13 protein-coding genes are annotated in these 18,490 nt (G+C 42.0%); 5 read left to right on the top strand and 8 right to left on the bottom strand.

Annotated features, from left to right (window positions below):
- Positions 1–96: 96 nt before the first annotated feature.
- Complete coding sequence (locus ACQY77_RS14180; protein WP_421941504.1) at positions 97–630, top strand: thioredoxin family protein; 534 nt, start codon at positions 97–99, stop codon at positions 628–630.
- 51 nt (positions 631–681) lie between these two features.
- Here the strand turns inward: ACQY77_RS14180 and ACQY77_RS14185 are convergent, their stop codons facing one another.
- On the bottom strand, positions 682–882 hold the full coding sequence (locus ACQY77_RS14185; protein ID WP_421941503.1) for a hypothetical protein: 201 nt from the start codon (positions 880–882) through the stop codon (positions 682–684).
- Between the two features lie 161 nt (positions 883–1,043).
- Positions 1,044–2,741 carry a glycoside hydrolase family 3 protein gene (locus ACQY77_RS14190; protein ID WP_421941502.1) on the bottom strand — a complete coding sequence of 566 codons (1,698 nt, stop codon included), beginning with the start codon at positions 2,739–2,741 and terminating at the stop codon, positions 1,044–1,046.
- A 252-nt stretch (positions 2,742–2,993) separates the two neighbouring features.
- Here ACQY77_RS14190 and ACQY77_RS14195 point away from each other — a divergent pair, with 252 nt between their 5' ends.
- Positions 2,994–3,173 (top strand): hypothetical protein, encoded by a 180-nt coding sequence (locus tag ACQY77_RS14195; RefSeq protein ID WP_421941501.1) that lies wholly within the window; start codon positions 2,994–2,996, stop codon positions 3,171–3,173.
- 90 nt (positions 3,174–3,263) lie between these two features.
- Here the strand turns inward: ACQY77_RS14195 and ACQY77_RS14200 are convergent, their stop codons facing one another.
- The 5 genes from ACQY77_RS14200 to hutH all read right to left on the bottom strand — a co-directional run bounded on the left by ACQY77_RS14200 (position 3,264) and on the right by hutH (position 11,096).
- Positions 3,264–3,944, bottom strand: coding sequence for an epimerase (locus ACQY77_RS14200; protein ID WP_421941500.1), 681 nt, complete (start codon positions 3,942–3,944; stop codon positions 3,264–3,266).
- Between the two features lie 103 nt (positions 3,945–4,047).
- Positions 4,048–6,186, bottom strand: a complete 2,139-nt coding sequence (locus tag ACQY77_RS14205) for a DPP IV N-terminal domain-containing protein (protein WP_421941499.1) — start codon at positions 6,184–6,186, stop codon at positions 4,048–4,050.
- Positions 6,187–6,275: 89 nt separating this feature from the next.
- Positions 6,276–8,276 carry a urocanate hydratase gene (locus ACQY77_RS14210; RefSeq protein ID WP_421941498.1) on the bottom strand — a complete coding sequence of 667 codons (2,001 nt, stop codon included), beginning with the start codon at positions 8,274–8,276 and terminating at the stop codon, positions 6,276–6,278.
- A complete protein-coding gene (hutI, locus tag ACQY77_RS14215) occupies positions 8,266–9,531 on the bottom strand; it encodes an imidazolonepropionase (protein WP_421941497.1) in 1,266 nt (421 codons plus the stop codon). Before hutI ends, ACQY77_RS14210 begins: the two co-directional genes overlap by 11 nt.
- 2 nt (positions 9,532–9,533) lie before the next feature.
- Positions 9,534–11,096: a histidine ammonia-lyase gene (hutH, locus tag ACQY77_RS14220; protein ID WP_421941496.1), complete on the bottom strand. Its 1,563-nt coding sequence runs from the start codon at positions 11,094–11,096 to the stop codon at positions 9,534–9,536.
- A gap of 83 nt (positions 11,097–11,179) precedes the next feature.
- Here hutH and ACQY77_RS14225 point away from each other — a divergent pair, with 83 nt between their 5' ends.
- Positions 11,180–12,094, top strand: a complete 915-nt coding sequence (locus ACQY77_RS14225; protein ID WP_421941495.1) for a LysR substrate-binding domain-containing protein — start codon at positions 11,180–11,182, stop codon at positions 12,092–12,094.
- Positions 12,095–12,220: 126 nt separating this feature from the next.
- Entirely contained in the window at positions 12,221–13,273 is a 1,053-nt protein-coding gene (locus ACQY77_RS14230; RefSeq protein ID WP_421941494.1) for a hypothetical protein, read from the top strand.
- Between the two features lie 81 nt (positions 13,274–13,354).
- Here the strand turns inward: ACQY77_RS14230 and ACQY77_RS14235 are convergent, their stop codons facing one another.
- Positions 13,355–13,945: a GIN domain-containing protein gene (locus ACQY77_RS14235; protein ID WP_421941493.1), complete on the bottom strand. Its 591-nt coding sequence runs from the start codon at positions 13,943–13,945 to the stop codon at positions 13,355–13,357.
- A gap of 476 nt (positions 13,946–14,421) precedes the next feature.
- Here ACQY77_RS14235 and ACQY77_RS14240 point away from each other — a divergent pair, with 476 nt between their 5' ends.
- Entirely contained in the window at positions 14,422–18,432 is a 4,011-nt protein-coding gene (locus ACQY77_RS14240) for a two-component regulator propeller domain-containing protein (RefSeq protein WP_421941492.1), read from the top strand.
- Positions 18,433–18,490 lie beyond the last annotated feature (58 nt).

The following is an 18,490-nucleotide window of genomic DNA, read 5'->3' on the forward strand; positions in this document are numbered from 1 at the left end:
AGCTTTTGTGAAAATGTATGCCTACTGTAAATACTTTGATAGTAATCTACAACGTTAGTAGACTTTGTTAATTTTGTAATATCATCCTTATAAGTTATGAAAAGATTATTCACTTTATTAACAGCTGTTTTTATTGCTACTGCTGCATTTGGACAGGCAAAAAAAGAAATAGTACACATTTATAATCCTCAGGCCAATGCCAAAGCAGATTTGGCTGCTGCAGTGAGCAAAGCTGCAAAAGAAAACAAGCACGTGTTGGTACAGGTAGGCGGAAACTGGTGCACCTGGTGTATTGCATTCCATAATTTGGTCGATAGTACCGCTACATTGAAGAAATATATCAATGATAATTTTGAAACGGTTCTGGTAAACTACAGTCCGGAGAATAAAAATGAAGCTGCATTGGCAGATTTAGGTTATCCACAGCGTTTCGGCTTTCCGGTGTTTGTGGTACTGGATGGGAAAGGTAAAGTGCTGCACATTGAGAACTCTGCCTATTTAGAAACAGAAGAGGTTTCTGCAAACGGTAAAAAGAAAGTGGGGCATGATGTGAAGAAAATAACCTCGTTTTTAAAAGGCTGGACAAATGCTGCTGTAGATCCAAAAACGTACACGGTTAAATCTAAATAATCGGGAAAATATATTCATAACCAAAAAGCCAGGCATTGCCTGGCTTTTTGGTTAATCGGCCTCTTCATCTAAATCATCAACATTTAGTTCATAAGAGGGGCGCGAAGCTTCATCGGCCTGTTCCAACAAATCTTTATCGTGCTCAATACTGGTACCATCGCCATCAACCTCGTTTATGTTTTCTACATCATCTTCCCTGCGTAAGGCATCATTTGGATCGTTGGAGTAGTTGTCGTTCTCTGGATCTATCATAATTTTAAGTATTTATAATAGATAATGCTTTGAAGGGGGAATTTGTTTTGAATAAACAGGGTTTCAGTTTTCAGTTGGCAGTTTTCAGTTGGCAATTGTGCGAAAAACCAACAAAAGTGAGTGAACGGAGTTAAGTTCAGTGCCGCTGCCCCACAACTCATCTAAAGTCCGTCTCCAAATTTATAATAAGGTGCAATGCTCACCGGCAGCTTTCCTGATGGTACCAAACGGTTATTAATTACTGCAGCGGCAGAAATCTGCATATAATCTTCCTTTTGATAGGCAACAATTAATCCCCTGCTATTTTCTAGTCCGGGTAAGCTTGCAAGATTATATGGATTTGCAAATAATGCAAAAACTGTATTCTTCGCCGATAGCTCTTTGATAAAATTTTTAACGCCTGCATTTAAAGGCATGTTGTTAGCAGGTCGGGCCCTGCTATCGTGAATACCCACAATCACCTGATCAAAAGCACCAATTTCACGTGCAATATTGGAAATTTGCGTGGCGTTGGCATCTTTGTCTAATACGTAATAAACGGAGTTGTAAAATCCTTTAGAAACCTCTTTCTGGAATTTGGTTACACCGCTCACACCAATACTGATTATGGCTGTTCTTCTAATTGGAATGAGGTTTTTGATGTATTCTTTCCCTTTTAATAAAGTAACTGAGGCATTGGCCAGCTCCTGAACCAGGGCATTGCTTTCTTTACGGTTAACACCTGCAACAATATTTTGAGTAACAATGGTATCTCGTTTGTAAACACCAGCCCAATATTTCGCGGTTAGAATTTTTCTTACACTTTCATCAATGATTTTCATGTCCAGGCGATCCTGACGAACGGCCCTGCGAATTAATCTGATTGCCCTGTCGCTGTTTTGTGAAAGCTCCAGGATATCATTCCCGGCAATAACCCCCATTAAATCTGCCTGCCCGTCTTTAAAGTATTTCACTACCCCTTTCATGTCCATTGCATCAGAGATAATTAAGCCTTTAAAGCCCAGTTTCTGTTTTAGAATACCCGTAACTATGGGCTTTGAAAGGGTAGAAGGTACATTAGGTGTATTGTCTAAAGAAGGAATATTCATGTGAGCGATCATCACACCTGAAGCCCCCTGTTTAATCAGCTCTTTAAAGGGATACACCTCCAAACTATCTAAACGGGCAGCGGTAAAGTTCAGTTGAGGCAAGTCATAGTGTGAATCTACATCCGTATCGCCATGTCCTGGAAAGTGTTTTAAAGTGGTTAACAGGCCTCCATCCTGCATACCCTTCATATAGGCAGCAGTTTTAGAAGCTACATTATATTTATTTTCTCCGAAAGAGCGGTAATTAATCACCGGGTTCTTAGGGTTGTTGTTAATATCAGCATCGGGAGCTAAGTTCATTTGCATGCCCAGGCGTTTAAAGTCTTTGGCCACTTCTAAACCCATCCGGTAAATCAGATCTTTATTCTGTATTGCCCCCAAAGTCATTTGGTAGGGGTATGAAATGGTACTGTCTAAGCGCATACCTAAACCCCATTCGCCATCTGACGAGATGAGCAATGGTACATGACTCACTTTTTGATATGCATTGGTTACGGCTGCCTGACGACCAGGGCCACCCTGAAAAAATACCACACCACCTAGTTGTTCTTTCTTGATTACCTGACCAACAGAATCAGAATACTTTTTCCCAAGATTGGTATGGGCCCTTACAAAAAACATCTGGGCAATGCGTTCTCTCCGGTTTAAGGTTTTGAAAACAGAATCTACCCATTTTGGTTGATTGGCAAGTAATTCTAAATATGTTTTTTTCTGTGCATTTGCAGAAAGTGCTGCAAAGCAGATTAAGGTAAGGATAACGTTCTTTTTCACGTGTGTTTTGTTGTATGCTGCGCTAAAATAATAATCAAAAGCCGAATTAAACAAAAACCAATCCAAGTAATTGATTTAATACAATAAGTTGTAGCTAATTTGCTTTTCTCTCTTTCCACTTAGAAACGCAGTCATCCCTTTGTTGCCTACCCCATACAACCATACGTTTTCTAAATAATCCAAACTTATTTTAAAGGCAAAGGTTATTATAAGAGCGCTCGGTAAATCAGTGTTAACTTAAAATATATCGTTATGAAAAATGTGAGCATGCCGAAAAACAATCCAACCGTTCAAGGGAATTCAATTGCCGATAGGGCAAACCACGATCTAAAAACTGATAAAAAACAAAATGGTATAACCAATGGAGGTGGCCAGCGGTCTGACCAGACCTCTAATAAAGATAATGCAAGAAAAAGAGAGCCGAAAAATTAGTTTCGTGTTAAAGGCTGTGGGTTGCAGGATTAGATCTTCAGCCTCCAGCCTTTAATTTCTGTTAACCGGTGTTACTCCCGGCTATTATCGTTAAGGCGCTGTGGAATTGTTTTCTTTCGCCATGGCTATGATATCGTTTCCTTCCAAAATTCTGCGTTCATCGTGATGGTTTAAAGTATTGATCATCGCATTCGCCAATTCTTCCATGGTGCAAAAACCCTTTGAATACAATGCTCTTCCAAGGGGAAATAGCCAGCCAATATAATTGTAAAATTTATGGGTGTATTTAGCCCCCTTAACAGGTTTAATAAAACCCGGACGGAAATTAAATACCTGTAAAAAAGGAAGCTTTGTTAAATCTTTTTCAGTCTTTGCCTTTACCTGAGCCCATTTTAATCTGCTCTTTTCTCCGGTTCCTCCACCAGAAATATAGCAAAAGGTCATGTCGTCGTTCAAACGGCTCAACGTTCTGGCCACATGTAGGGTAAGCTCGTATGTCATTTTGTAATATTTGTCCTGATCAACACCTACAGAGGTAATTCCCAAACAAAAGAAACAGGCATTATATCCTTTCAGTTCTTCCTGTAGGGGCGAAAAATCGAAAAAATCCTGATGGATAATCTCTTTTAATTTAGGATGGTTATATCCACAAGGTTTACGGTTAATCACCAGAATGCGGTCTATTGCTGAGCTTTTTAGGCATTGAATAAGTACGCCTTCTCCAACCATTCCAGTTGTGCCTGTAATGATAACGCTGTTTTCGGTGGTCATTTTAAACGCTTTTTAGGGTGATGTTATTAAAAACCCAATTTAAGATAAAAGGTTTGAAAGCAAAAATGCCTTAACAATATTACTCATTAAGGCATTTTAAATATTATCTTAACCGTGGACCTTTCATCTGATAATCATGAGGTGGTTCCGCACCTAAAAGATTTTTAACAAAATAATCCCAGCGGCGGCGCATCATATAAGGTGAATGCTGGCCGAAACCATGTGCACTATTAGGGAAAATTACCAAATCGAAAGATTTGTTAGCTTTTTCCAAAGCCTCAACAACCAATAGTGTATTGTATGGTGGAACGTTATCATCCATCATACCATGCACCAACATCAGTTTACCTTTGAGGTTTTTAGCATAATTTTGGTTAGCCTGGGCTTCATAATCCGCATTTTCCAGTAAGCCATTGTAGCGTTCACCCCAATCATCCTCATAGTTTCTGTTGTCATGGTTTCCGGATTCTGAGATACCTACTTTAAAGAAATCAGGATAACGGAACATGGCTGCTGCAGTAGCAAAACCACCACCAGAGTGACCCCAAATGCCTACTTTGGTGGTATCCATCGGATATTTTACCGCCAGTTGTCTGATTGCTGCGATTTGATCCGGCAGCGTATTAACGGCCATATTGCCATAGCTCATATCATGAAAACTTTTAGAGCGGTTAGGATTGCTGGTGCCTTCCATTACCACTACAATAAAGCCTAATTCAGCAAGCGCCTGATTGTCACCCCTTGAAGCAACAAATGACCAGCTGCCCACACTTCCGCCTTGCGGGCCAGGATAGATGTAATCAATTACCGGATATTTTTTACCGGCTTCCATCTTGGTTGGCGTAAACACCAGACCATAAATATCGGTTTTACCATCGCCTGCCTTTAGTGCTACAGGGATCGGTGCTTTCCAACCCTGTGCCGTTAACCTGCTAACATCTGTTTTTTCCAGGTTAACTAGAAGTTCTCCTTTAATGTTACGTAACACAATGGTTGCCGGAACATCTGGTTTAGAATAACAGTCGATAAAATACTGGTTAGAAGGTGAAAAGGTAATTTGGTGATTTCCGCTTTCCGGTGTTAAATCAGTTAAACCTTTGCCATCAAAACCGATTTTATAGAAATGACTGAAGTAGGGGTTTGCTGCATCGCGGCCAGAAGCCATGAAATATAAAGTACGGGTTTTCTCCTCTACCCGAATCAATTTGGTTACCACAAAACTGCCCTTGGTGATTTGATTTTTAAGCTTGCCTGTAGCTGCATCATAAAGATAAAGGTGACCCCAGTCATCACGTTCAGAATACCAGATAATTTCTTTCGTGTCAGGAAGGTACCGCCAGTTTATGGCGCCCTGTCCGGATTCGTATTGCGTTTTTACGGTTTCTTCGAAAACCTCTCTTACTGCACCTGTACTGGCATTGGCAATGCGGAATTTCTCGTTTTTATGATCCCTGGAAGTAGAAACAAAAGCCATTTCGCTTCCATCTGCTTTCCAGTCGATATCATCAAAAGTACCACTGCTGGCAATGTCATCGCTTAAGGTACCCCTGTGCTGATCGGGAGCAATATTCAGTGAAATTACCTTCGGGTTTTCTATTTCGATGATTACCCTTCTGATGGTAGCAATTTCCTTATCGCCGGGTAATGGATATTTCCAGGCTGTTAACTTGGGTGCGCCCACATTGGTTGTAACCAGGTACATGTCTTTCACATGTCGCTGATCTTGCTGAAAAGTGGTTAGTTTTTTAGAATCTGGCGACCAGCGCACAATAGGTGCATCACTGTGCGTCCAGCCAGCGTTGTCTGTGGCGTAGCCATAATCTTTAATGCCATCGGTGGTTAACTGGGTTTCTTTTCCCGAGGCTAAATCTTTAACCCAAAGGTTGAAATCTTTTATAAATACGGCTTTTTTGCCGTCAGGAGATAACACCTCATTTGGTCCGCCAGCATTTCGGCGCGCTGGCGTATTTCCATTTTGATTACCAGAACCCTGGGTTTTCGTTTTCTTGACGGGGTCAACCAGGTAGGTTTGCATACCGGTTGCAGTTCTTACTGTATAAGAAAACTGATCATTGGCCAGCCAGTTAGGTCTAACACCGCCATTGTCGATAAATGGTTCAGTATTGTAGCTCAGAAAGCTTTCAGCCCTCTCGTAATCTTTTTCTGTTAAGGTTTTTCCCTGTTGAGCGTTTGCCGAAAGTGCCAATGCACAGGCGGTTAGGCTAAGCAAATATTTATTCATTCGTTCGGTTTTATTCTGGTCGATAAAAATAATACTGTTAAACGGATACGAATTTAAAGTATTAAGAATAATACAGAGAGATTTTGGACTTAAAACAAACTTTCCCAAATATCCTCATCAACTCTTGTTGGTAGTGTAACCCTAAGCAGGGGCGTACGCTCCATTTCTCTTCTGATGGCAAAATCGGCTTCCTGATTTCTGGCCCAGCTGCGTCTTGCAATTCCATTGTTTACATCATAAAAAAGCATATTTTTCAGTTTTTCATCAGCTTCTTCCGTTCCATCCAGTACCATTCCAAAGCCGCCGTTAATGACTTCTCCCCAGCCTACACCACCTCCATTGTGGATTGAAACCCAGGTAGCGCCCCTGAAACTATCGCCGATTACGTTTTGTATAGCCATATCAGCAGTAAACCGGCTTCCATCATAAATATTGCTGGTTTCCCTGAAAGGAGAGTCAGTGCCACTTACATCGTGGTGATCCCGACCCAATATTACCGGAGCAGACAATTCTCCTGTTTTTACTGCTTCATTGAATTTTTCTGCAATTTTCGCTCTTCCTTCTGCATCTGCATACAAAATCCGGGCTTGAGAGCCCACCACAAGCCTGTTGGCTGCGGCTTCCCTGATCCAGGTGATGTTGTCTGATAATTGTTGAATAATTTCCTGTGCTGCGGTAACTTTAATGTCCTCCAACACCTCCAGCGCCAAACGGTCTGTAATGGCTAAATCTTCCGCATCCCCCGAACTACATACCCATCTGAAAGGACCAAAACCATAATCAAAGCACATGGGGCCTAAAATGTCCTGTACGTAAGAAGGATATTTAAAATCGATGCCATTTGTGGCCATCACATCAGCTCCGGCTCTGCTGCATTCCAGTAAAAATGCATTCCCGTAATCAAAAAAGTACGTGCCTTTTGCCACGTGCCTGTTAATAGCAGCTGCATGCTTTCTCAGCGATTCCTGAACCTTATCTTTGAACTGTTGAGGCGATGTAACCATCATTTTATTGGCCGCTTCAAAGCTTAATCCCACGGGGTAATATCCGCCCGACCAGGGATTGTGTAAGGAAGTTTGATCTGAACCAATCTCAACGGATATGTCTTCTAAATCGAATCTTTCCCAAATATCCACTACATTGCCTACATAGGCAATAGAAACCGTTTCCTTACCTTCCCTCGCCCTTTTTGTACGGGCAAGCAGGCTGGTCAGATCATCAACCAGCTCATCTACCCAGCCCTGTGCGTGCCTTTTATGGGCCGCCGCTGGATTAACTTCTGCACAAATGGTGATACAACCGGTAATATTCCCGGCTTTGGGCTGAGCACCACTCATACCCCCCAAGCCGGCAGTAAGAAATATCTTTCCGGCCGGACTTTGCCCTTCGGCCAGTTTTTTCCTGAAAGCATTCATTAAGGTAATCGTAGTGCCATGTACAATCCCCTGAGGGCCAATATACATGTAAGATCCCGCAGTCATTTGACCGTATTGGGTAACACCCAATGCACTGAAACGTTCCAGGTCATCTGCTTTTGAATAATTCGGAATCATCATGCCATTGCTAACCACAACTCTTGGGGCATACTTGGAAGATGGGAATAAGCCCTGAGGATGCCCGCTATACATGTTCAACGTTTGTTCATCCGTCATGATGGCCAGGTATTGCATGGTAATGAGGTATTGTGCCCAGTTTTGGAAAACACCACCATTACCGCCATAGGTAATCAATTCTTCCGGGTGTTGGGCCACTGCAGGATCGAGGTTATTCTGAATCATGAGCATGATGCAACCTGCATGTAAGCTTTGGAATGGGTATTCGCTTAAAGGCCTTGCGTAAATCGCGTAATCGGGCTTGAAGCGATACATATAGATCCGGCCATAGGTGTTCAGTTCTTCCAGAAACTCAGGTGCAAGGGTTTGATGCCATTCGCCTGGGAAATAGCGAAGCGCATTACTTACTGCCAGTTTTTTTTCTTCCGGATGAAGGATGTCCTTTCTGACAGGGGCATGGTTTAACTGTGCGTTGTATATTTTCCTTTCAGGCAGTACAGCTGGAATGCCTTGCAGAATTTGTTCTTTAAAGTTCATTTTTCAGATTTGAGTATACACATCTTCCATTCTTCCAAACTTGCGCAGGCTTTAGTTTGCCTTGCTGGTATAATATTTCCTGATGATTTGCCGTGGCGAATAAATTGAAATCGGCTAACATTGCAGGGGCAAGTTGCCCTCTGTCGTACAGATTAAGTGCTTTTGCAGCCCTAAAGGTGATGCCTGCCCATATTTCTGCATTAGAGAGTTTCTGGAAAGTGCCCAACAAAGCCGCTTGCAGTAATAAATCGCCCATTGGTGCAGAACCAGGGTTCCAATCACTTGCAATGGCCAAACAACCTCCGGCATCTAATAATTTCCTTGCTGGCGTAAAAGCACAACCCAGGCCAATTGATGCCCCGGGTAAGGCCACTGCTACCACTTCGCTACCTGCCAGCAGGTTAATTTCCAGATCAGCGCTCGCTTCTAAATGGTCGGCACTTAAAGCATTAAAATTAACCGCAACAGCACTTCCTCCGGCACTAAACTGATCGGCATGAACCGTTATGCTGAAACCATATTGTTGCGCCATTACAAAGTAGGGGCCGATAAGCTCAGGAGAAAATGCTCCCTGTTCAATAAAGGCATCGACACGGGTAGTTAAATTTTCTTTCTGGATGAGGGGGAAGAGTTCATCACTAATCTGTTTCAGATACATTTCAGCTGTACCCTCAAAATCTTTTGGAAGCATGTGTGCCGCCAAACAGGTAGAAATCAGGTCTGCTTCAGTTTCCTGATCTGCAGCGGCAATTGCACGAAGCATTTTCAGTTCTTCCGCTACACTTAAGCCATAACCACTTTTAACCTCTGTTGTGGTTACGCCTTCTTGTAAATGCCTGTTCGCACGCGCTGTGGTCATTGCTGTTAGTTCAGCTTCAGTTGCCTTGCGCGTAGCCTTTACCGTATCCCAGATTCCGCCCCCTGCCTGTGCAATTTCCAGGTATGATTTTCCCGAATTGCGCATGGCGTAATCATTGGCCCTGCTGCCTGCAAAGCAAATGTGTGTATGTGCGTCAATAAAACCGGGTACGCATACGTAATGGCCCTCAAGTACAAGCTTGGTTGCGTTTAAAGCTTCAGCATCTTCCAGGAGCTCGCTATAGCGTCCAATTTTGTAAATTAATTCGCCCCGCACTAAAATCCCTCCCTCCAGGATGGGTTGTAATACCTCGTCTTTAAGCGGGCCTTTTTCGGCCAGACCGGCAAGGGTAATCAACTGTGAAATGGGACCTATCAGGCAGTATTCATTTTCCATGATCAATAATTTTCAAATTCCTCGCTAAAACCTTCACTGTTAACCTGCTGCTGTGCGGCGTTGGCAATTTCCAGTAACGCCCCACTTTGTACCAGGTCTATAGTGCTTTGCATCAAATTGTACATAATTTGATCTTCCTCAATATGTGAAACCTTTGATCTTACTGCATCGTGCACCGCATTAATTACTTTACCCGATTTTAATGGTAAATGGTAATCCATCGCCTGTGCAGCACAGAAAAGTTCTATTCCCAGTATTTTTTCTACATTTTCAATTACCTGAAGTGCTTTTCTACCACTTATAGAGCCCATGCTCACATGGTCTTCTTGCCCCAATGAAGTAGGAATACTATCGGCACTTGCCGGAAAACATAAACCTTTATTCTCACTGGCCAGGGCTGCGGAGGTATATTGTAAAATCATGAAACCTGAGTTAAGCCCCGTCTCTTTCATAAGCAGTTTAGGAACCCCGGGCGTTGTCCCTTCTAAAGACAGGTATATTCTCCTATCGGATATGTTCCCGATTTCTGAAGCCGCAAGGCATGCATAATCTAAAGGAAGCGCCATCGGCTGGCCATGGAAATTCCCTCCACTGATGGTGAGTTCTTCACTAAAAATTACCGGATTGTCTGTAACGGCATTAATTTCGATCTCCAGCATTTCCTTTAAGTGTAACCAGGCATTTCTGGAAGCACCATGCACTTGTGGAATGCAGCGCAGGGAGTAGGGATCCTGTACCCTCGAACAGTTGGCATGTGAGGGAACGATTTCTGAATCCTTCAACAAATGGCGAATATTTGCCGCTACGTGTTTATTGCCTTTGTAAGGCCGTAAGTTATGCAGTTTCTCGTGGAAAGGTTTGGCCGAACCCAATAAGCCTTCGAGCATCATGGCCGCAGTAATATCAGCCACTGCTAGGAGGTTATGCATTTTCTGAACCACTTTTACCGCGTGTGCAGCAATAAACTGTGTACCATTAATTAATGCTAACCCTTCCTTTGCTCCCAGTGAAATGGGCGCAAGATTATAGATTTTTAATATGTCTGCTGTTTCCGCAATTGTTCCTTGATGATATACTTTTCCTAATCCGATTAAGGGTAAAAAAAGATGGGAAAGGGGAGCGAGATCACCCGAGGCACCTACCGAACCTTGTTTGGGAACAACAGGGATAACGTTATTTTCGAGAAACCAGATCATCCGGTCGAGTGTACCTTCCTGAATGCCAGAATAGCCTTGTGCCAGTGCCTGGAGTTTAAGGATGAGCATTAATCGCGAAATCTCTTCTGAAACCGGCTCGCCAATACCAACGGCATGGCTTTTTAAAATATTTTCCTGTAGTTTGCGTGTGTCTTCTGCAGAGATCATCTCGGTACACAATGGGCCAAAACCCGTATTAATACCGTAAACAGCTTGAGTAGAGGAGGCAATTTTTTCTACTACGGTGCTGCTTTGCCTAATCAGCTTTCGGGTTTCCTCATTTAATACACCATTTATTTGCCCCTTGCAAATGGCCAGGGCTTTCCCTACTGTCAGGGTATCTGCTCCGTATTGAAAAATCTGCTTCACGCTCTTATTTTTATAGATTGAGAACAAATATAATTTATACTTTTGATGCTTATAAATACCAATTACATCATCAATTAATAACCATGAGTTATCAAATAGAACTGAGACACCTGAAATATTTCCAGGTACTTGCAGAAGAACTCAAGTTTAGAAAGGCAGCAGAAAAGCTTTTTATCTCACAGCCTGGCTTAAGCAGGCAGATTAAACAAATGGAAGAAATTTATGGTGTGGATTTATTTGTACGCAACAAGCGTAAGGTAGAATTAAGTAGTGCAGGCACCTATCTTAAGGCAGAAGTAGATTTTATCTTTAACCATTTGGAAACAATTAAAACACAGCTGGATAACATTGGAAAGGGGAGAGAAACGGAGCTGCGGATTGGTTTTCTGGGCTCGGCTGCTCAAAATGTAGTGCCCGAACTGATTTTCCGCTTAAATAAAACCTATCCCGGGATACAAACTTTACTCGAAGAAATGCCCAACCAATTACAGGTTCAGCTGATCGAAAAAGATAAACTTGACCTGGGATTTGTTCGTTTACCCAGGGTGCCCGATGGTATTTCCAGGCATCCGATTTTTGAGGATACTTTTTCTCTGGTGCTTCCCGAAGATCACCCCATACATGAAAAAAACTTTAATAATGTAAGGCAGCTTTCCAATGAACCTTTCATTTTCTTTTCGAGTGAGGATAGCCCCCTTTATTACGATCTGATTATGAGTATTTGTGAAGACAGTGGCTTCAGACCACAGGTTTTTCATAAATCGGTACATGGGCCAACCATCTTTAAACTGGTAGAGCAGGGTTTAGGTGTTGCCATCGTTCCCAGCTCCCTGCAACTGGGCTACCACCTCAAAATCAAGTTTATCGAACTCAAAAATATTAAGCAGCGTACCGAGCTTTCTGTCATTTGGAAGGACTCTAACAGAAACCCGGCATTGAGAAATGTGATTGCTTTACTTTTGGATAAAGAGGTTGTTTATCGCAAAGGTCAACCCTGAATATAAAGTTGTTTCTGGTTCCGCCTCGCAAAAAGGCATAAATAATCGGCGGCAAATTTTGCATTTGTCGTAATTGAATCTTTATTTTTAAAATAGATTTACCTAACCTTAACCAAAAAATATCCCATGAGAAAACTGATCCTCCCGCTCCTAATCATTTCGGTATTTGGTTGTAAGAAAAACAGTAACGGTCCTGATGCACCAAAGGCTGTAACAACCGCCAGCTATAATTTCGATACTGATGCAAATTCGACCGTGATGTTTGCCGATGGAGAATCCATCACCCTGCTCACTTCGGAGGCAAGACGATATGAAATAGGGAAAGTTTTGCGTGTTAAGGCTGTAAATGCAACTACTATTGAGGTAGCCAACTTCGCTCCGGTTGAGATTAACGATGCCACCATTTTGATGACCATTGAAGGACAGGCGAGCCCTGTTAAACTTTTTAAAATAGGTAAGATCAGGGCACATGGTGTTCAGGAAATAAAATATCCTTTTATAACAGGCGATAGCAAATTCCTGAATAATGAAGGACAGGAAGTAGATTTGGCACAATATAAATCTGCAGGCATTCCTGTCGAAAAGGTTTCTTTTGACTTTTCAGGTGATACCGAGCTCATCAAAAAGCTGAAAACTTTATCCAAGTTAAAATGGAAAATAAAGTATCATGATTTTGATCCAAACGACGATCCCGCAAATAACTGGAAAGAAAATATCGACGCAAAGGATGTAAGGAGATTTACAGGCTTTATCATTAACCTGGCTTATCTGTTTCAGGAAGAAGCAACCCGAACAGCATTTGTAGCCGAACCAATTACCGATAACAATAAAATAATATTAACTACGGTGCAAAAGGAAGAGGCTTTTAAAAAGATGATTGATATCCCAAATTTTAATTGCGGTGTGGTGGTAAATGTTTCAGGTTTAGGTGGTGGAGCTACTTTTGGAGTGGCAAACCACGTTTTGAAAGACTATCTTACTGCTGATGTTTGCTTTGTGGTTGTTCATGAAATGGGGCATATGATAGGGTATTCTCATGATTCGAGCATGACTTACCCTACAAATCCAGGAAACAGAGGTGCGGTTGTGGCTACCGGAAATGTTTACAAAGATCTGTTGGCCAAACAACAATTCCCGGTTAAAGTGAGCAATTACTATAAACCACAGGATCTGCAATAGTGTTGGCAGGCGAAATTCAAACCTTCCATACCAAAAAAAGGGCGATCCGTTAAGATCACCCTTTTTCGTTGTTTTATCTTTTTACTTCGCCAGAAAAGCAAAGGCATTTTCGGCAACATAATTGGTTTTGGTATTTACAGCTGTAAATTTATCCATGTTAATTTTTTGGTTTCTGCTCATTACCAGGTTATGATCTCCTGTTGATCCTTTTAAACTCAATTGTGAGTCGTCTTCTATCACAGTGTACAAACCCTCGCTGCGTGAATTTAAGTCAAGCGAGGCATTACCGCTCAGAAAAACCTGTAGATACTGAGATTTTAACTGGCCTTCAGTTTTTACTTTTGCATTATCTGTAGCGTGAATTCTGTAAAGATCATTAACGTATACGGTGATTTTTGCAGGCGTATTGTCTGCTGCCTCAATGTTCAATCCGTCACCCTGTTGGGTTACTTTTACCTTTCCACTATTTTCTGCAGAATAGCTTACACTGCTGCGGCTGCCCTGGATAATGGTTAACTCTACATTGCCAGATACCTTAATGCGTTTGAACGCTAATTTTTGTTCTGCTTTAACTAATTTCCCGTTTTCAATTGTTGGGTTGGCAAAGATTGCTGTGGTAGATAATACTACTGCTAAAGAAGAGGCGAATAATGTTTTGAATAAAGTTTTCATATGCTTTAAGTTTTAATTTTTTATAAATGTTTTTATTGAATGTTCTGATAATAAGACGGCGGCACTGCGCAAACGTTTCAGTGAAAATTGCGGTATTATACCAGCAAGGGCAGACAATCGACCAACGGCTGAAATTCAAAGACAAAAAAAGATTGGAAGAGTAGAGAAAAGAAACCGCAATACATAAAAACGGAATAAAAGAACCGGTTAATGGCTTTGGCCAATGAAAAATCAACATTTATTTTTTTAAACGTATGTTTGACGATTAAAAAATAATATCTACTTTTTGACCTTCAAACCAATCAGATTAATCACTAACCAAAATGAACCTTTCTCCCGATTGTAAACGGAAGATCCTTATTGCAATCATGCATTTAGAAAGCTGCTGCAAGGGTTTGGGTGTATTCGTTGCAATTAGATGAGGATGATCTGACGCGAAAAAATTATTGAATGTGCTGGCAATTAAACAGAATAAAATGAGGTTGATGCTTTTTTTGGTGGTTTTATGCTACTCTTCATCCCTGTTCGGGCAGTTGGAAAAAACACAGTATTTATCTCTGCAAGAGGGGCTGTCCAGTCAGCAGGTGCTGGATGTTGCACATGATAAATCTGGTTTTATCTGGATAGCAACCGAATCAGGATTAAACCGCTTTGCCAGCAATTCCTTTAAGCAATATTATAAGTCGAAACAAGCAGATGGATTCTCTGTTAACAGCAATGAAATCAATACACTTTTTTGCGATAACGATCAACTTTACATTGGCACGCGTGCCAATGGACTCAATGTGCTTGATCTGAAAACCAATCGATTTTCATATTACCTTCATAACCCTAAGGATCCGCAGTCTATCGCAACCAATGATGTTACCGATATCATCAAAAGCAAAAGTGGCAGGCTATGGCTGGCAACATATCATCAGGGTATCCAGCGTTTTGATCCGGTAAGCAAACGATTTGAGCGTTTTAACAGGAAAAATGTGCCTTCGCTGCCAGAGAATAGTATCTGGGCGCTGGCAGAAGATAGGCAAGGCCTGGTATATATCGGGCATGTACATAAAGGGCTTTCCATCTTTAACAGTGCAGCTAAACAAGTTCAGTTACTTGATGTAGCCTCAACTTTGGGCATACTCCCGGATAATGAAGTGAAAACTGTTTTTTGCGATAGTAAAAACAACATCTGGATCGGAACAAGAAAAGGACTGGCCGTTTACAATCCCATCACGAAACAGATTCAGCGAATCAGCCTATCGGGCAAAACCAAAAATAGAAACGAACCTTTTGTGTATTCGATAAAAGAGATTGATGGCCGGATCTGGGTTGGCGCAGAATCCTCCCAATTACTGATCATCGACCCGGTTTATGGTGCCGATAAAGGCTTGATTCAGGTTCAAAGCATAAGCCCGTTTTTTCTCGAAACAAGCAATAATGCATCCGTGCAGAACATGGACAGAGATGAGTTTGGAAACATCTGGATGGCCATCTACAGCGGCGGAATAGCCTTTTCAGGCCATTTAAAGCCTTTCTTCTCCATTTTTCCCAAACAGAATTTAGTGCCCGGTTTAGGTAAACTGGCAACCGTTACAGCCATATTACCCGATAGGGAAAAGGGAATGTGGCTGGCCACAGCAGGGGATGGGATTTTGCAAGTAAAAGCCAATGGTGAGGCGGTAAACAACACAACCTACAACAGCGGTTTAGCTGATGACTTTCTGCTGTCAGGATTCGAAGATAGCCGGCATAACAAATGGTTCGGCCTGCAAAATGGTGGTGTTTCTTTTTATGATGCGAAAACCAATAGCTGGCGTAAAGTTGATGCAGGTGAGAAAATGTCGGCAGTAAGGGCAATCATCGAGGATACCCAGGGCAATATTTGTTTTGCAGCTGAAGAAGGCCTGTTTATTCATAACACCAAATCAGGTACTTTTAGAAAAATAGTGACCAACAACCCCATGCTTGGCGATTATGCCCCCCGCACATTGGTAGAAGACAGTCGCGGCTACATGTGGGTAGGTACTTATGGTCAGGGTATTTACCTGTTTGATCGTCAGGGGAAATTGCTTCGTAAGGTTTTAAAAGGAGAAGGAATTGCGAGCAATACCATTAATCACCTCTTTCGCGATCGGAACAATAATATCTGGATCGCTACAAATGAAGGTTTGGCCTGTCAGCAGGCAAATAAAGATATTGGGAATATCGATCCCGTTATTCCACCGGGATCAGATGCCTGGCAAACCATTAACGCCATTACAGAAGACCGCAATGGAAATATCTGGTGCTCCACCAGGTCGGGCTTATTGCGGTATCTTCCAGAAGAAAAACACTTCTTAAGTTATGACGATGCCTTTGGATTACCTTTAGGTGGGTTTACCAATAACAGCGTTGCATTTGATACCAGAGGGCGCTTATTTTTTGGGATGCCTTCAGGCGTTTGTTACTTTGATCCGGCTGAAATTCCGCTTAAACTTCCAAAATCTCCCATCAGGATAAGTAGGTTGATGGTTTTTAACTCCGGAGAGACGCATGTTCAATCTGAAAAATATCCTAACCTTGCCGAAGAAATCCGGCTGGAACATCGTGAGAACAGTTTTCGTGTTGAACTTGCAGTTATGGATTATGCGCTGAATGATATTGTAGAGTTCAGCTACCAGTTACATGGGCTGGATGATGACTGGATCTTTTTGGGTAATGAAAAAAACCTCGATTTCAGAAATATCCCTTATGGAAATTATGAACTCCGGATCCGCACGCGACAGAAAAATGAAGTCTGGTCGGATGATTATAAGCAGTTATTTATAAAGATTTCACCGCCATTTTACCTCAGTGGTTATGCATTAATCCTGTATGTAATTATTGCGCTGGCTGTGGTGTTTGCCTTATTATTCTTTCATGTGAAAAAAGTATATGCAGAGGGCGAGCTCCATGTTAAAAAGCTTCAGCTGGAGCAGGATGGAAAGCTACACATGGAGCGGATGAATTTTTATACCAATATCACCCATGAACTTCGAACGCCACTAACACTAATTCTTGGCCCCCTCGAAGATTTACTTCAGGAGGAAAAGTTATCTTCCAAACATAAAGATTGGGTTTACATTGTACAAAAGAATGCCAACCGACTTTTCTCGCTGGTTAATCAGTTACTCGAGTTTCGTAAAGTAGAATCGCAGCACAAACCACTGATTTTAGGAGAAGGTTATTTGGGCGAACTTGTACAGCAAATCGTGCTGAAGTATAGCGAGGGAAATACGAAGAAAGATCTTAAAATCAGCTTTCTTTTAGAACAGGACGATGTAAAAACAACTTTCGATGCAGAGATTGTGCAGTTAATACTGGACAATTTATTGTCGAATGCCTGTAAATATACTTCTTCCGGAAGTGTGGAGGTACGCTTAACCTATGAGCAGGACCTATTAAGTACCTGTGCATTAATTAATGTGAAGGATACAGGCTGTGGTATTGCAGCAGAACATCTTGATAAAATCTTTGAGAAATTTTACCAGGTGCCACGTTCTGCAGTTCAGGGTACGGGTGTGGGCCTGGCCCTGGTTAAAGAGCTGGCCGCTATTCATCATGGCAAAATTACGGTGAAAAGTACGCCGGGCAAGGGGAGCGAATTTAATGTTCGCTTACTAACCAATACAGTGACCGCAATGCCTGATAAAACAGCGTTTTCAGGCGCAGCGGATAATGTATCCGCAGAAGAAGATCAGCGGCCATTGCTTTTACTGGTTGAAGATGAGCCGGATCTGAGCCAATACCTATGCTCGGTGCTCGCTCCTGCTTATGAAGTTATTATGGCTGGAAATGGGCTTTTAGGACTTGAACTTGCCCAGAAACGCATTCCTGATATCATATTGAGTGATGTGATGATGCCAGATATGGATGGATTTCTGATGCTTGAAAAATTAAGGCAGCAACGGGAAACCAGCCACATTCCGGTGGTATTTCTAACCGCTATGGACAGGGATTTTGATCGGGAGCGGGGGTATGAGTTGGGGGTAGACTCTTATCTGGTTAAGCCGATCAGCCCGAAAACACTCTTGCGCAGGATCGAAAACCTCATGCTTAAACAAAAGACAGTATACACAGAAGTACTGGGCCGGCTCTCTGCCCAGATAAAACATGAAAAAACAGCCGATGCCGCAATCAGTGATGACTTGTGGCGTGAAAATGTATTTGTAAAAGAATTTGTAGGCCTGGTTGAAGATTGTATTCAGGATGAGGTGCTTGATGCGGCTACCCTTGCCGACAAAATGAACATGAGTCAATCTACACTTTACAGAAAACTCAAAGGGTTAACCGGAAAAAATATCAATCAGCTGGTGCGTAAGGTGAGGATACAAAAGGCCGCTCAGCTTTTGCGTTCGGGCCAGTATAACGTTACCGAAGTTTCCCTGATGGTAGGCATAAACAGCTCCATTTACTTTCGCCAATGCTTTAAGGAAGAATTCGGAATTCTACCTTCTGAATATCAAAAAAAGAAGCAATAAGGCCTGTTAAGCCCCATTTTGACGAAAAAACAGATGTTAATTGACGGATATGTATATG

The sequence above is a fragment of the Pedobacter sp. genome (assembly GCF_965279535.1).
Taxonomy (GTDB): domain Bacteria; phylum Bacteroidota; class Bacteroidia; order Sphingobacteriales; family Sphingobacteriaceae; genus Pedobacter.

Bases quoted from the DNA above. Each gene is read 5' to 3' on its own strand.
- ACQY77_RS14180 (WP_421941504.1), top strand. From the start codon at position 97: ATGAAAAGATTATTCACTTTATTAACAGCTGTTTTTATTGCTACTGCT.
- ACQY77_RS14185 (WP_421941503.1), bottom strand. From the start codon at position 882: ATGATAGATCCAGAGAACGACAACTACTCCAACGATCCAAATGATGCC.
- ACQY77_RS14195 (WP_421941501.1), top strand. From the start codon at position 2,994: ATGAAAAATGTGAGCATGCCGAAAAACAATCCAACCGTTCAAGGGAAT.
- ACQY77_RS14200 (WP_421941500.1), bottom strand. From the start codon at position 3,944: ATGACCACCGAAAACAGCGTTATCATTACAGGCACAACTGGAATGGTT.
- ACQY77_RS14205 (WP_421941499.1), bottom strand. From the start codon at position 6,186: ATGAATAAATATTTGCTTAGCCTAACCGCCTGTGCATTGGCACTTTCG.
- ACQY77_RS14210 (WP_421941498.1), bottom strand. From the start codon at position 8,276: ATGAACTTTAAAGAACAAATTCTGCAAGGCATTCCAGCTGTACTGCCT.
- hutI (WP_421941497.1), bottom strand. From the start codon at position 9,531: ATGGAAAATGAATACTGCCTGATAGGTCCCATTTCACAGTTGATTACC.
- ACQY77_RS14225 (WP_421941495.1), top strand. From the start codon at position 11,180: ATGAGTTATCAAATAGAACTGAGACACCTGAAATATTTCCAGGTACTT.
- ACQY77_RS14230 (WP_421941494.1), top strand. From the start codon at position 12,221: ATGAGAAAACTGATCCTCCCGCTCCTAATCATTTCGGTATTTGGTTGT.
- ACQY77_RS14235 (WP_421941493.1), bottom strand. From the start codon at position 13,945: ATGAAAACTTTATTCAAAACATTATTCGCCTCTTCTTTAGCAGTAGTA.
- ACQY77_RS14240 (WP_421941492.1), top strand. From the start codon at position 14,422: ATGAGGTTGATGCTTTTTTTGGTGGTTTTATGCTACTCTTCATCCCTG.